The organism is Pseudomonas sp. 3HC3 (genome assembly GCF_044904505.1).
GTDB lineage: Bacteria > Pseudomonadota > Gammaproteobacteria > Pseudomonadales > Pseudomonadaceae > Aquipseudomonas > Aquipseudomonas putida_Y.
This window is the reverse complement of record NZ_JADDRH010000003.1, coordinates 133,978-147,597: the sequence shown is the minus strand read 5'-3', so window position 1 is coordinate 147,597 and position 13,620 is coordinate 133,978. Positions and strand designations below refer to the sequence as shown.

15 protein-coding genes are annotated in these 13,620 nt (G+C 63.6%); 11 read left to right on the top strand and 4 right to left on the bottom strand.

Annotation, left to right across the window (positions count from 1 at the left end):
- Positions 1-3: 3 nt before the first annotated feature.
- The 4 genes from INQ47_RS07820 (at position 4) to INQ47_RS07805 (ending at position 3,121) form a co-directional block, all read left to right on the top strand.
- Complete coding sequence (locus INQ47_RS07820; protein ID WP_021785891.1) at positions 4-552, top strand: hypothetical protein; 549 nt, start codon at positions 4-6, stop codon at positions 550-552.
- A 73-nt stretch (positions 553-625) separates the two neighbouring features.
- The gene (locus INQ47_RS07815) at positions 626-1,903 is read left to right on the top strand and encodes a flavohemoglobin expression-modulating QEGLA motif protein (protein ID WP_252459435.1); all 1,278 of its coding nucleotides are present in this window, start codon (positions 626-628) and stop codon (positions 1,901-1,903) included.
- Positions 1,875-2,798, top strand: a complete 924-nt coding sequence (locus tag INQ47_RS07810) for an alpha/beta hydrolase (RefSeq protein ID WP_053870523.1) — start codon at positions 1,875-1,877, stop codon at positions 2,796-2,798. Before INQ47_RS07815 ends, INQ47_RS07810 begins: the two co-directional genes overlap by 29 nt.
- A complete protein-coding gene (locus INQ47_RS07805; RefSeq protein WP_021785893.1) occupies positions 2,795-3,121 on the top strand; it encodes a hypothetical protein in 327 nt (108 codons plus the stop codon). The genes INQ47_RS07810 and INQ47_RS07805 overlap by 4 nt, the downstream gene beginning before the upstream one ends.
- Before the next feature lie 449 nt (positions 3,122-3,570).
- Here INQ47_RS07805 and INQ47_RS07800 read toward each other — a convergent pair whose 3' ends face one another.
- From INQ47_RS07800 to INQ47_RS07790, 3 genes are all read right to left on the bottom strand, one after another.
- The gene (locus INQ47_RS07800; RefSeq protein ID WP_176682731.1) at positions 3,571-4,362 is read right to left on the bottom strand and encodes an OmpA family protein; all 792 of its coding nucleotides are present in this window, start codon (positions 4,360-4,362) and stop codon (positions 3,571-3,573) included.
- A gap of 50 nt (positions 4,363-4,412) precedes the next feature.
- Complete coding sequence (locus INQ47_RS07795) at positions 4,413-4,826, bottom strand: DUF4398 domain-containing protein (RefSeq protein WP_020190164.1); 414 nt, start codon at positions 4,824-4,826, stop codon at positions 4,413-4,415.
- Between the two features lie 276 nt (positions 4,827-5,102).
- Positions 5,103-5,447 carry a hypothetical protein gene (locus INQ47_RS07790; protein WP_021785939.1) on the bottom strand — a complete coding sequence of 115 codons (345 nt, stop codon included), beginning with the start codon at positions 5,445-5,447 and terminating at the stop codon, positions 5,103-5,105.
- 261 nt (positions 5,448-5,708) lie between these two features.
- Here INQ47_RS07790 and ppc point away from each other — a divergent pair, with 261 nt between their 5' ends.
- The 7 genes from ppc to INQ47_RS07755 all read left to right on the top strand — a co-directional run bounded on the left by ppc (position 5,709) and on the right by INQ47_RS07755 (position 12,901).
- Positions 5,709-8,336, top strand: a complete 2,628-nt coding sequence (gene ppc / locus INQ47_RS07785) for a phosphoenolpyruvate carboxylase (RefSeq protein ID WP_404701451.1) — start codon at positions 5,709-5,711, stop codon at positions 8,334-8,336.
- 257 nt (positions 8,337-8,593) lie between these two features.
- A complete protein-coding gene (gene adk, locus INQ47_RS07780) occupies positions 8,594-9,244 on the top strand; it encodes an adenylate kinase (RefSeq protein ID WP_004575467.1) in 651 nt (216 codons plus the stop codon).
- A 139-nt stretch (positions 9,245-9,383) separates the two neighbouring features.
- Positions 9,384-10,058 carry a tRNA (adenosine(37)-N6)-threonylcarbamoyltransferase complex dimerization subunit type 1 TsaB gene (gene tsaB / locus INQ47_RS07775; RefSeq protein WP_003252230.1) on the top strand — a complete coding sequence of 225 codons (675 nt, stop codon included), beginning with the start codon at positions 9,384-9,386 and terminating at the stop codon, positions 10,056-10,058.
- Between the two features lie 131 nt (positions 10,059-10,189).
- Positions 10,190-10,480, top strand: coding sequence for a hypothetical protein (locus INQ47_RS07770; RefSeq protein ID WP_103469416.1), 291 nt, complete (start codon positions 10,190-10,192; stop codon positions 10,478-10,480).
- 3 nt (positions 10,481-10,483) lie between these two features.
- The gene (locus INQ47_RS07765; RefSeq protein WP_404701450.1) at positions 10,484-11,353 is read left to right on the top strand and encodes a DUF72 domain-containing protein; all 870 of its coding nucleotides are present in this window, start codon (positions 10,484-10,486) and stop codon (positions 11,351-11,353) included.
- A 28-nt stretch (positions 11,354-11,381) separates the two neighbouring features.
- Positions 11,382-12,212 (top strand): oxaloacetate decarboxylase, encoded by an 831-nt coding sequence (locus INQ47_RS07760; RefSeq protein WP_404701449.1) that lies wholly within the window; start codon positions 11,382-11,384, stop codon positions 12,210-12,212.
- On the top strand, positions 12,212-12,901 hold the full coding sequence (locus INQ47_RS07755; protein ID WP_252458868.1) for an extensin family protein: 690 nt from the start codon (positions 12,212-12,214) through the stop codon (positions 12,899-12,901). The genes INQ47_RS07760 and INQ47_RS07755 overlap by 1 nt, the downstream gene beginning before the upstream one ends.
- 2 nt (positions 12,902-12,903) lie before the next feature.
- On the opposite strand, the gene INQ47_RS07750 is transcribed toward INQ47_RS07755, so the two are convergent.
- On the bottom strand, positions 12,904-13,524 hold the full coding sequence (locus INQ47_RS07750; RefSeq protein WP_404701448.1) for an energy transducer TonB: 621 nt from the start codon (positions 13,522-13,524) through the stop codon (positions 12,904-12,906).
- Positions 13,525-13,620 lie beyond the last annotated feature (96 nt).

The window sequence follows — 13,620 nt, the reverse complement described above, 5'->3', positions numbered from 1 at the left end:
CTGATGAAAGCCTGGCGTGTGGTGTTGTTGACTTTGTCATTCCTGCTGCTGGGCGGTTGTCTGGTGACCTTCCATGAGCCCTTGCCCAGCAACCAGGCAGCGCCCAAGGCCCTGCTCGGCAAGTGGAGCAGCAAGGACGCCTGGGGGGAGCCGCTGAAACTGGTGATCAGCCGTAGCGGTGGCGACGCCTACAAGGCGGTGGCCACGGCCAAGGGCAAGGCCCCTGAAGAGTACGTGTTCACCGTGTCACGCCACGGCAACCGCTGGTACTTGTCGGCTGGCGTGCCCAAGCGGCTGGGTGGCAATTTCCTGATTGGCGGCTTCGACATCGTCGATGGCAAGGAACTGGTGGTCTACAACCTGGACGTCGAGCAGGTGCAGCAGGCGGTGGACAAAAAGGAACTGACCGGGCGCAGCACCGAAGTGCCGGACGACAACGGCGACGGCGTGCTGATCGACAGCCCGGCGGCGCGGGTGCTGGCCTACCTGGACGACCCGGCCAACTCCGACCTGTTCGTCGAAGTGGCGCGGTTCCAGCGCTCGGGCAAATGACCGTGTTGGCGTCTTCGCGGGCTTGCCCGCGAAGACGCCGGTACAGGTTTCGTGTACTAGAAAGGAGTCCCCGGTGGACGAATACCAGCAAACCATCCGCGCCCTGTCCGACCGCATCGTTGCGGCACAGACGCCTATTCGGGTCCTGGACGCGGTGAAGTGGGACGACAACATCCGCCAGGGCTTTCTCAAGGCCAAGGGCAAGGAGCCGCCGGCGGTTGATCGTGCCTACTACCAATCGCGCCCGCTGTCGTTCGACTCCAGCGCGGTCAAGGCCGAGTTCCAGGGCATCGAGCGCGACATCATTCGCCAGTTGGGCCAGTTCAACCCGGTCGGGCAGATCATGAAGCGCATGTGCCGCGAGTACCGCATGGTGGTGCGCATGCTCGAGGCGCGCGGCACCGAGGATTTCGGCCTGATCTCCCAGGAGCTGTACGGCGCCGCCTCGGATGCCTTCCACGCTGGTGACCCGACACTGGCCGACCTTGGGCTGATGCTGTCGGATTACCTGAACAACATCGATGGCCGTGGTGACCTCAAGGATGAGCCAAAGAACCTCACCGCCAAGGAGGCCGTGGAGATCCTCCAGCACCGGCTGAACAGAGTGTTCGGCGAGGCCGAGGGAACCATTCGTGTGTTCGAGTCAGACGGCATCGTCGCTGACGCCGCAGCCGGTGCCGACTACATCAAGGTGCGTGCCGATGCCATGTTCAACACCCGCGATGTGCGCGCCCTGGAGGTGCACGAAGGGTTGGTGCATGTCGGGACCACGCTCAATGGCCTGAACCAGCCGATCTGCACCTTCCTGGCCAAGGGCCCGCCCTCGTCGACGGTAACCCAGGAGGGCCTGGCCATCCTCATGGAGGTGATCGCCTTTGCCTCCTACCCCAGCCGCCTGCGCAAGCTCACCAACCGCACCCGAGCCATCCACATGGTTGAGGAGGGCGCAGACTTCATGCAGGTCTACGGTTTCTTCCGCGAGCAGGGCTTCGAGATGGCGCAGAGCTACAGCAACGCCAGCCGGGTGTTCCGCGGGTCGGTGCCCAACGGCTTGCCATTCACCAAGGACTTGTCCTACCTCAAGGGCTTCATCATGGTTTACAACTACATTCAGTTGGCCGTGAAGAAGGGCAAACTGGAACAGATCCCGTTGCTGTTCTGTGGCAAGACCACCCTGGAAGACATGCGCACCCTGCGCCAACTCGTCGAGGAAGGGCTGGTCGAGCCGCCCAAGTACCTGCCCGAACAATTCCGCGACCTTAACGCGCTGTCGGCCTGGATGTGTTTCTCCAACTTCCTCAACCACCTGAGCCTGGACCGTATTGAAGCCGACTACGCGAACATTCTCTGAGAACTGCCGCCTGCTGGTCCTGGGCCTGGTCCTGCTGAGCCTTGGCGGCTGCAGTAGCCTGCTGTTCTACCCCGAGCGTGGTCAGGCCTTCACCCCTGAGCGGGCCAAGCTGGAATACCGCGACGTCACGCTGACCACTGCTGATGGCATCCGCCTTCACGGTTGGTGGCTGCCGGCCAAGGCCGGGGTCGAAGTCAAGGGCACGGTGCTGCACCTGCACGGCAACGGCGGTAACCTGCCTGGGCACCTGGGGGGTAGCTACTGGCTGCCGGAGCAGGGCTACCAGGTGTTGATGATCGATTACCGCGGCTATGGCTTGTCTCAGGGCCAGCCGAGCCTGCCGGAGGTGTACGAGGACATTGCTGCAGCCATGGCCTGGCTGGAGCAGGCGCCCGAGGTCAGGGGCAAGCCGCTGGTATTGCTGGGGCAGAGCCTGGGCGGTGCGATGGCCATTCATTACCTGGCGGCCCACCCCGAGCAGCGCCAGCGCTTCAGCGCCCTGGTGTTCGATGGCGTGCCGGCCAGTTACCGCGCGGTGGGGCGCTTTGCGCTCAGCACCTCCTGGATGACCTGGCCATTACAGGTTCCGCTGTCGTGGCTGGTGCCGGACGGTGACAGCGCGATCCACTCGATCGAGCAATTGAGCAGCCCGCCCAAGTTGTTTTTCCACAGCATCGACGACAACCTGGTGCCGATGGACAACGCCATCCGCCTGTATCAGCACGCGCCACCACCGCGGGTACTGCAACTGACCCGAGGGGGGCACGTGCAGACGTTCGCCGACCCTACCTGGCGCCAGGTCATGCTGCGGTTCCTCGATGACCCCAGCCATTTCAATGGCCTGCGGCGGCTTGCCGAAGTGCCCAATTTCCCTGACGAGAAGAACAAGCAATGAGTGAAGAACGCAACGCCATCCCGCTGATCCTGACCGGCGTCGGCAGCATCATCGTGACGGTGGGGGCTTTGTGGTATTACGGTTACCTGCATTTCGCCAAGCCCGAAGATGCCCTGCTGCTGCAGGATTTCACCATGCTCAAGACCATCCCCGGCGAGGACTACAAGGTATCGCTGGACCCGGCACCGCAAGTGGCCCAGTGCGTCGATGGCGTGCTGGTGCTGTTCGACACCCAGCAGAAAGGCCTGACCGGCGTGCTGGTGGATAACCGCAAGCGTGCGGTGCGCTGCATGGGCGAGGAAACACCGCAGCAGGTGCGGTGAGTGTTCGGCGCAGGATTTTTTGGCGCCTGCAAGATCGAGCGCCGCCCGCGCGGCGCATCGCGAGCAAGCTCGCTCCTACATCTGTTTCGGGCCAGTTACGCCTGTGACAGACGCGCGCGACCGCCTTGTTTGTACGACGCGATATCGCGCTATGCACCAAGGCGTTCGCGCGCCAACCCCACAGGCATAATTGGCCCGAAATTTTCGGGCCAGTACAGCCTGCGCCAGGCGCGCGACCGTTTTATTGGTACGACGCCATATCGCGTCATGCACCAAGGCGTTCGCGCGCAAATCCCACAGGAATAACTGGCCCGAAACAGATGTAGGAGCGAGCTTGCTCGCGATGCGCCGCGCGGGCGGCGCTCGATCTCACAGGCGGCACAACATTATCGGTGAACAAGGAAAAGCCCCGCGTCGATCGCGGGGCTTGTCATTTCAGCTAACCAGCCTTACTGCTGAGCCTGGCTCACCGAGCGCGGTGCCACCGGCTGGTTGTCGTTGGAGATGGTCACCTCCACCCGACGGTTCTGCGCACGGCCCGAGTTGCTCGAGTTGTCCGCTACCGGGTACGCCTTGCCATAGCCCTGGGAAACGATACGCGCCGGATCTACCCCGGCACGTACCAGTGCCATGCGCACGCTGTTGGCGCGGCGCTCGGACAGTGTCTGGTTGTAGTTGGCCGAGCCGACGCTGTCGGTATAGCCCTCGACGATCACCTTGCGTTCCGGGTTTTCTTGGAGGAACCGTGCCAGTTTGGTGATGTTCGGGTAAGCGCTGCTCTTGAGTTCGGCCTTGTTGAAGTCGAACAGTACATCGCCGAAGGTCACCAGCGTTCCGCGGTCGGTCTGCTTGGCGTTGAGGCTGTCCTGCAGCTTGGCGATCTGCGCGTCGCGGGCATCCAGCTTGGCCTGGGCGCGCTGGGCCGAGGCGTTTTTCAGTTCAGCTTCGGCGGTGCGCAGGGCAATGGTCTGCTTGGCCACTTCGACGCGCTGGTTGGTCAGGTAGGCCAGTTGGTCGACTTTCTTCTCGTCTTCACGGTCCATGTAGGCCTTGTCGGCCTTGTTCAGCCAGTCCTGGGCGTCCTTGGTCTCCAGCGCCGCGACCTTGCTCGCTTGCGGGTTGCTCTGCAGCGAAGAGAAGTTGGTGCGGGCCGCTTCCAGATTGGCATTCGGATCGTGCGAGCAGGCAGCAAGACCGACGCTCAGGGCCAGCAGGGCGGGAATCATGACGTGTTTGCGCATAGTGTTCATCCTTTGATCGTGTGCGAAGGCTAAGGTTGGCGGGGCAGGGCTCACTGAACGCTGCGCAGGCCTTCCTCACGTACGTCCTGAACGCCCTGGCGGGCATCCTGCACGGCCTTCTGGGCTTTGGCTGCCTGGGCCTTGCGTTCGGCGAGGCGGGCATCCCACTCGGCCTGTTGGGCCAGGCGCTTGGCCTCGTCGTACTTCTTGTCGTGCATGGCGATTTCGGCTTGCTTGAACTTGTCCTGAGCCGCCTTCATTTCCACGGCGGCGAACTCGGTACCGCCGGCGCTGACGGCGGAGTTCACGGCGGACTGGGTGACGGCATACTGCTCGGTGGGCGGATTGCCCGCACAGCCGGCCAGGACCAGGCTACTGCCCAGTGCCAGCGCGGCCAGCTTGAACCCGCGCACATGAGTGGATGACAGTTTGCTAGTGCGGGTCTTCATGGTGGTCAGTTCCATTGGATCACTCCTGATAACGACGATGTCCGTAGCAGTCCATCGCTCAATCCCTGACAAAACCGCGCGCTTCAGCTCAACGGTGCACGAGGGCAGTGTGCAGGGTTTTAGCGTGATGGCTATTGGCTCCGACTCGGACGTTTTTCGAATAGTTCAGAAAAAAGCGCCGTGATCGAATAACTATTTCTGACTGATCGGTCAGTGCGATTTGCCTGGAACTTTCCCAGGCTGAAGCGGTATTCCGGGCCTTGAGCAGGCCCGGAACGGGGGAGCGGACGGTTACTTGTCGCTGTCGACTGTAGCGTTGCTCAAGTTGTGCAGGTGCTGGCGGGACAGGGAGAGAAAGCGCGGCGTGGGGCCAACGTCTTCGTACAGGGGGTCACCCTCTTCGTCAGTGGCGATGACCTGGCGGCCCTGTACATAGGGGAAGCTGGCCTCCAATTCTTCAAGGGCGGCTGCGACCAGTTCGCCGAGCAGTTCTTCGGCCGTGCGCTTGGGGTACATGTCGATCAGCGCGGCCAGGCGCGCCTCGGACTCCAGGTCCAGGTGCAGGACATGGCCCGTACGGCTGAGGGTGCCGGCGGCATTCTGTTCCCAATGCTGGGCGAGTTCACGGATTTTCATGATGACCTCTGTTGACGCCTGGAAAGGCTGCACTGCATGGGAGTGCTGTGCTTTCACTTTAGTTTGGTTTGGCCGATCACGGCTTGCCATCGTCGCCCGGCTGTGGGCACTCTTGGGGGATACCGCCCCCCCTGTAGGAGCGGGTTTACCCGCGAACACCGGCAACGCCGGTGCCAGGCACCGCCTTGGGTTATTCACGGGTTAACCCGCGCTTGCATAGGGCGCGCTGAGGCTGATAGGGATGCAACGGAGAGAGCGCCAATGACCGATATCGATGTGCGTTTGCGTGAAGATGTCCATGTGTTGGGTGAACTGCTTGGCGAAACCATTCGCCAGCAGCATGGCGATGCGTTCCTGCAGAAAATCGAGGACATCCGCCATAGTGCCAAGGCCGACCGCCGCGGCCCTGGTGAGCAACTGAGTTCAACCCTGGCGGACCTTGCCGAAGAAGACCTGCTGCCTGTAGCGAGGGCCTTCAACCAGTTCCTCAACCTGGCCAACATGGCCGAGCAGTACCAGTTGATCCGCCGCCGCGACGCTGACCAACCCGAACCTTTCGAAGCGCGGGTACTGCCCGAGCTGCTGGGGCGTCTGAAGCAGGCCGGCCACAGCAACGACGCCCTGGCCCGGCAACTGGCCAAGCTCGATATCCAGTTGGTGCTCACCGCACACCCCACCGAAGTGGCCCGCCGCACGCTGATCCAGAAGTACGACGCGATCGCCGGCCAACTGGCCGCACAGGACCATCGTGACCTGACCGCGGCAGAACGCCAGCAAGTGCGCGAACGCCTGCGCCGGCTGATCGCCGAGGCCTGGCATACCGAAGAAATCCGCCGTACTCGGCCTACGCCGGTAGACGAAGCCAAGTGGGGTTTCGCAGTGATCGAGCATTCACTGTGGCACGCTATCCCCAGCCACCTGCGCAAGGTCGACAAGGCCCTGCTGGAGGCCACTGGCCTGCGGCTGCCGCTGGAGGCCGCGCCGATCCGCTTTGCCTCGTGGATGGGTGGCGACCGTGATGGCAACCCCAATGTGACGGCTGCCGTCACCCGCGAAGTGCTGCTGCTGGCGCGCTGGATGGCCGCCGACCTGTTCCTGCGCGACATCGATGCACTGGCCGCCGAGTTGTCCATGCAGCAGGCCAGCGACGCCCTGCACAAACAGGTCGGCGACAGTGCCGAACCCTACCGCGCAGTGCTCAAGCGACTGCGTGACCGCCTGCGTGCGACACGCGCTTGGGCGCAGTCGGCCTTGACCAGCAACCAACCGGCCGGTGCCGACGTGCTGGTGGACAACCGCGAGCTGATCGCGCCGCTGGAGCTGTGCTACCAGTCACTGCATGAATGCGGCATGGGCGTTATCGCCGAAGGCCCGCTGCTTGATTGCTTGCGTCGTGCGGTCACCTTCGGCCTGTTCCTGGGCCGCCTGGACGTGCGCCAGGACGCTGCCCGTCACCGTGATGCGCTGACCGAGATTACCGATTACCTGGGCCTGGGGCGTTACGCCGACTGGGATGAGGAGCAGCGCATCGCGTTCCTCCAGGCCGAGCTGAAAAACCGCCGGCCCCTGCTACCTGCGCATTTCAAGCCGCAAGCGGACACCGCCGAAGTGCTGGCGACCTGCAGGGAAGTGGCCGCTGCACCGGCCGCCTCGCTGGGGTCTTACGTCATCTCCATGGCGGGGGCCGCCTCGGATGTACTGGCGGTACAACTGTTGCTCAAAGAAGCCGGCCTGACCCGCCCCATGCGTGTGGTGCCACTGTTCGAGACCCTGGCCGACCTCGACAACGCCGGCCCGGTCATGCAGCGCCTGCTTGGCCTGCCGGGCTACCGCGCGGGCCTGCGCGGCCCGCAGGAAGTGATGATCGGCTACTCCGATTCGGCCAAGGACGCCGGCACCACGGCTGCTGCCTGGGCGCAGTACCGGGCTCAGGAAAACCTGGTGCGTATCTGTGCCGAGCATCAGGTCGAGCTGCTGCTGTTCCACGGCCGTGGCGGTACGGTCGGGCGAGGCGGTGGCCCGGCCCATGCCGCGATCCTGTCGCAGCCACCGGGTTCGGTAGCGGGGCGTTTCCGCACCACCGAGCAGGGTGAAATGATTCGCTTCAAGTTCGGCCTGCCGGGCATCGCCGAGCAAAACCTCAACCTGTACCTGGCTGCCGTGCTTGAAGCCACGCTGTTGCCACCGCCGCCCCCGCAGCCGGCCTGGCGTGAGGTGATGGACCAGTTGGCCGCCGATGGTGTCCAGGCCTACCGCAGCGTGGTACGGGAGAACCCCGATTTCGTCGAGTACTTCCGCCAGTCGACGCCAGAACAGGAGCTGGGGCGCCTGCCGCTGGGCAGCCGCCCGGCCAAGCGTCGCGCCGGGGGCATCGAAAGCCTGCGCGCCATCCCGTGGATCTTCGGTTGGACCCAGACCCGGCTGATGCTGCCGGCCTGGCTGGGCTGGGAAACCGCGCTGACTAACGCCTTGGCCCGGGGGCAGGGTGAGTTGCTGGCGCAGATGCGTGAGCAATGGCCGTTCTTCCGCACCCGCATCGACATGCTGGAAATGGTGCTGGCCAAGGCCGATGCGCAAATTGCCGAGGCCTACGACGAACGTCTGGTGCAACCGCACTTGCTCCCTTTAGGTGCGCACCTGCGCGACCTATTGTCGCAGTCATGCCAGGTGGTGTTGGGCCTGACCGGGCAGCCGGTGCTACTGGCGCACAGCCCCGAGACACTGGAATTCATTAGCCTGCGCAATACCTATCTGGACCCGTTGCACCGCCTGCAGGCAGAGTTGCTGGCCCGCTCGCGCAGCCGCGAAGCCGCTCTGGACAGCCCGTTGGAGCAGGCCTTGCTGGTGACCGTGGCGGGTATTGCTGCCGGGCTGCGCAACACTGGCTAAGGGCAAGCCCGGGTCATGTCTGGCGAGTGCCATACAGGCCCGGCACAATGACGGGGAGGGTGGTTGCGCCGGGCGCAACCGCCTGCCCGGTCAGTCGCAAGTGGCGCATTCCTGCAACTTTGGGACGCTTGTCTGGCTGCCGGGCGCTGTGTATCTTGAGCAGCCTTCTGACCGATTTATGGTCATACCCGATTTTCCGGACTTGGCCCTGGTTGCCGAATCCATTGAATTTCATAAAAAAATTTGAGGAGCACAAGATGCGCGTAATTCTGCTGGGAGCTCCCGGGGCCGGTAAAGGTACTCAGGCAAAGTTCATCACCGAGAAGTTCGGTATTCCACAGATCTCCACCGGTGACATGCTGCGTGCCGCCGTCAAGGCCGGTACCCCGCTGGGCCTGGAGCTGAAGAAAGTCATGGATGCCGGCCAGCTGGTCTCCGACGAGTTGATCATCAGCCTGGTGAAGGAGCGCATTGCCCAGCCTGATTGCGCCAACGGCTGCCTGTTCGACGGCTTCCCACGCACCATCCCGCAGGCCGAAGCCATGGTCGCTGCCGGTGTCGACATCGATGCCGTGGTCGAAATTGCCGTGGACGACGAAGAAATCGTCGGCCGCATGGCTGGCCGCCGCGTGCACCTGGCCTCGGGCCGTACCTACCACATTCAGTACAACCCGCCGAAAGTGGAAGGTAAGGACGACGAGACCGGTGAAGACCTGATCCAGCGTGACGACGACAAAGAAGAAACCGTTCGCCATCGCCTGTCGGTCTACCACAGCCAGACCAAGCCGCTGGTGGACTTCTACCAGAAACTGTCGGCTGCCAATGGCGGCAAGCCGAAGTACAGCCACATCGAAGGTGTCGGCTCGGTTGAAGCCATCACCGCCAAGGTCCTGGCAGCCCTGAGCTGAACCGGCGCCTGACGCACCTCGACAACGGCCCGCTTGCGGGCCGTTGTCGTTTGTAGGCCGCACAGCGGCCCCTCGGGACACAACGCCGCTGCTGCTCTATACTGCCGCTCTTTTTCATTCGCACCTGGATACCCGTTCGATGACCACCCTGCTGGCCCTGGATACCGCCACCGAAGCCTGTTCCGTCGCGCTGCTGCATGACGGCAAGGTAACCAGCCATTACGAGGTGATCCCGCGCATGCATGCCCAGAAGCTGCTGCCGATGATCAAGCAACTGCTGGCCGACGCTGGCGTGGCACTGAATGCGCTGGATGCCATTGCCTTTGGCCGTGGCCCGGGCGCGTTCACTGGCGTGCGTATTGCCATCGGTGTGGTGCAAGGCCTGGCCTTTGCCCTCGAACGCCCGGTGCTGCCGGTGTCCAACCTGGCCGCACTGGCCCAGGGTGCATTGCGCGAGCATGGTGTGCAGCAGGTGGCAGCGGCCATTGATGCACGCATGGATGAAGTGTACTGGGGTTGCTACCAGGCCACGGCGGGCGAAATGCGCCTGGTCGGCCGTGAAGCCGTGCTGCCGCCCGAGCAGGTGGCGCTGCCGGCAGGCAGCAATGGCGAGTGGTTCGGTGCCGGTACCGGATGGGGCTATGCCGAGCGCCTGGCGGTTCAGGTGGCCGCGAGCAACCCTGGCGCCTTGCCCAATGCCCTGGACGTCCTCAGCCTGGCCACCTTCGCCTGGGCGCGTGGCGAGGCAATCGTCGCCGAGCAGGCGCAGCCGGTTTATCTGCGCGATAATGTAGCCACGCCCAAGAAGCACTGAGTGCTGTTCGTCGGTTATCGCCGAACACGCTAAAACCTTTTGCGCGATCTGTGGTCCAGTTATCACTCAAGCATTAGCGACGGAACCCTGATGCTGCTAAATTGCCATCATTGGTCCTGAGTGCTCATGCCATGCGTATCGACGGTTTCTCATCGCAGTCCTACCCGCTCAAGCGCACCTCGCGCAAAGCAGCGGTGCGTGACCAGGCCATCGACGATGCCGAGGTGATCGAGGAGGCAGAAGCCGCCCCGCAGGAAACCACCACCCGCCGCCCTGGCGGTGGCCTGCCAGCCCGCCAGCAGGACATGGTTTTCCCTCGTGCCCGTGACCGCCGCACCGCCACCGCGCTGGCCAGCTACCTGAGCACTGCCGGTTTTACCGACTGGGACATGGAAGTACTGGGGCTCGACCTGTACATTTGATGGATGAATCCGTCACCACTGCCTTACTTTCTCGGTTGCCCGTCGTGGAGCGAAAACGCCTGGCGCGACTACCTGTACCCCGCCGACGCCAGCAGTAATCAAATGCTTGGCTTCTACAGCCAGGTCTTCAACGCCGTCGAAGGCAACACCACTTTCTATGCACGTCCCGCGCCCGCTACCATTGCCCGCTGGGCGCAAGTCATGCCCGAGCACTTTCGCTTCACTGCCAAGTTTCCGCGGGATGTCAGCCATGAGGGCGACCTGCGTGACCAGCTTGAGCCTGCCTTCGACTTCACCCGGCTGATGGCCCCGCTGGGCCAGCGCGTATCACCCTACTGGCTGCAGTTGCCGGCCCAGTTCGGCCCGGCGCGTCTGGGTGAGCTTTGTCACTTCCTCGATCAGATCGCTGTACCTGTGGCCGTGGAAGTGCGTAACCAAGCCTTTTTTGCCAAGGGTGAGGAGGAACGCCTGCTCAACCGCCTGTTGCACGAACGCGGTGTGGAGCGCATCTGCCTCGACCCCCGTGCGTTGTTCAGTTGCACCTCGCGCGACCCTGCCGTGCTGCATGCGCAGTCGAAGAAGCCCAAGGTGCCACCGCGGCCCGCAGCCTTCAGCCAGCACCCGCAGGTTCGCTTCATTGGCCATCCGGAACTGGAGGCCAATCACACCTTCCTCAGCCCTTGGGTAGAAAAAGTCGCCGCCTGGATTGAAGAAGGCCGCAATCCCTATATCTTCCTGCACACCTCGGACAATCGCCTGGCTGCGGCGCTGGCCCAGCGTTTCCATCAGCGCCTGATGGCACGCCTGCCGGGCCTGGCACCTTTGCCGGAATTGCCGCGCGCCCCTGAGGTCGAACAATTGGGACTACTCTGACCTTTCCCTGACTGCCGGAGGTTGAACCATGGATGTGCAAACCCTGCGAGCTGAGGCCTTCAAGGCTTTACACGAGCGCGAGGGCGCGTTCGTCATCCCCAACCCTTGGGATGCCGGCTCCGCCAAGTTGCTCGCCAGCCTGGGTTTCGAGGCACTGGCTACCACCAGTGCAGGCCTGGCCTTCAGCCTGGGCCGGCCCGACGCCGAAGGCGCCTTGAGCCTGGACGATACGCTGGACAATGCCGGCGAGATCGTCGATGCCACCGCACTGCCGGTGGCCGCCGATCTGGAAAACGGCTTTGGCGACTTGCCTGAAGACTGTGCTCAGACCATTTTGCGTGCCGCCGAAGTTGGCCTGGTGGGCGGCTCTATCGAAGATGCCAGTGGCCGCAGTGATGCGCCTATCTATGACTTCGGGCTGGCTGTGGACCGCGTGCGCGCCGCTGTGCAGGCTGTGCGAAGCCTGCCATTCCCGTTCACCTTGTGCGCCCGTGCAGAAAACCTGCTGCACGGGCGCATGGACCTCGATGACACCATCCTGCGCCTGCAAGCCTATGCCGAAGCCGGTGCCGACGTGCTCTACGCCCCCGGGCTGCGCACTGTAGAGGAAGTCCGTGCCGTGGTTCAGGCAGTCGCACCGCGCCCTGTGAATGTGCTGATGGGCATGGTGGGCGTGCCGCTCAACGTCAACCAGTTGCAGGACCTGGGCGTGCGTCGCATCAGCGTGGGCTCCTCGCTGGCCCGCGCTGCACTTGGGGCCTTTCACCGAGCTGCGTTGGAAATTCGCGATGAGGGCACGTTCGGCTACGGTGAGCAGGCCATGCCGTTTGCCCAGCTGAACGACCTGTTCCGTCGCTGATGCGGGCATTGCTGGCGCTACTGGCCGGCCTGCTGACGGTGGCCGGCCTGGCCTGGCACTTCGGCTGGCGCCTGCCTGCCCTGTGGAACCCCTGGGCGCCGCTGGACGTGCGCCAACCGCCCAACCTGCTGACCCCCTACAAACTGTCACGCTTGCGCGATGACCCAGCGCTGTGCCGGCAGGCGCTGGAAACCAGCCACCTGCGTTACCGGGCACAAGCCGACAGCCCGGCCTCGGCCAACTGCCCGCTGCAGAACGTATGGCGCATCGAGGGCGGCCAGGCGCGGTTGAGCAGCAGTTTTCTGGCCAGTTGCCCGCTGGCGGTGGCCTATGCACTGTTCGAGAACCATGGCTTGCAGCCGGCGGCGCAGGAGGTGTTTGGGCAACCGGTGACGCAGGTGGATCACCTGGGCAGCTTTGCCTGCCGCAATGTCTACCACCGTAAGCAGGGCCGTTTGAGCCAGCATGCCACGGCCAATGCGCTGGACATCAGCGGTTTCCGTCTACAGGACGGCCAGCGGATCGTGCTGGCGCGTGACTGGCAGGGGGGTGGGCAGAAGGCCGAATTCCTGCGTCGGGTGCAGCAGGCAGCTTGCGAGAGCTTCAGCACGGTACTGGGGCCGGATTACAACGCTGCGCACCGCAACCACTTTCATGTGGACATGGGGCGCTGGCAGATCTGTCGTTAGCCTCAGGCGTACGCGCGCACGTTGTTCAGCACCACTGGGCGCGCCCAGTGGATGTCGAACTCCAGGTCATTTTGCTGCTTGGCCAGGGTGGCGTCGTCGAACGGTTCGGGCGCCGGGTCCAGCAGGTTCGTCTCGAACTCGGCAATGGGCAGGAATAGTGACCGTGGCGTGGGGCCAGGGCCGAGCTCGGCAATGGGCTGGCCCTGGCTCATTACCACCGGACGCAGCCAGCTGTTGTTGATGTCGAGCTGGCGCTGCTGCTCGATCAGTTCAATGGCGCTGAACGGTTCGGGCGCGGGTGGCAGCAGCTTGGCCTCGAGCTCGGCCTTGGGCAGGAACAGCGGCTCGGGCGGTGCCACCACGGTGTCTTGCACCGGGCAGGCGCGCTGGGCGTCGATCAAGGCCAGGGCACGGGCGCCGCCGATGGGTTCACCGCTGTCCTGGTCGTACTGCACGAACGACTGGCTGACGCCGTCTACGGGCTCTTCCTGCTGCTCGGCCATCGCCCGGGCAAAGAAATCCTGCCACAGGTGGCTGACGCCCCCGAGTGCCTGGGTGTTGTGCTGACTGTAGTTGCCGACAGGCGACAAATAGGTCAAGCCGATGGGAAGAGTATCTGACATGGCAGTCGTGCGCGCTTTGCTCTGGCAGAATAGCGGGATATTGCCTGTATCGGCCGTGGCTGCCGATTCATTAAGGGCTTGGTTTGATTTTTCGGG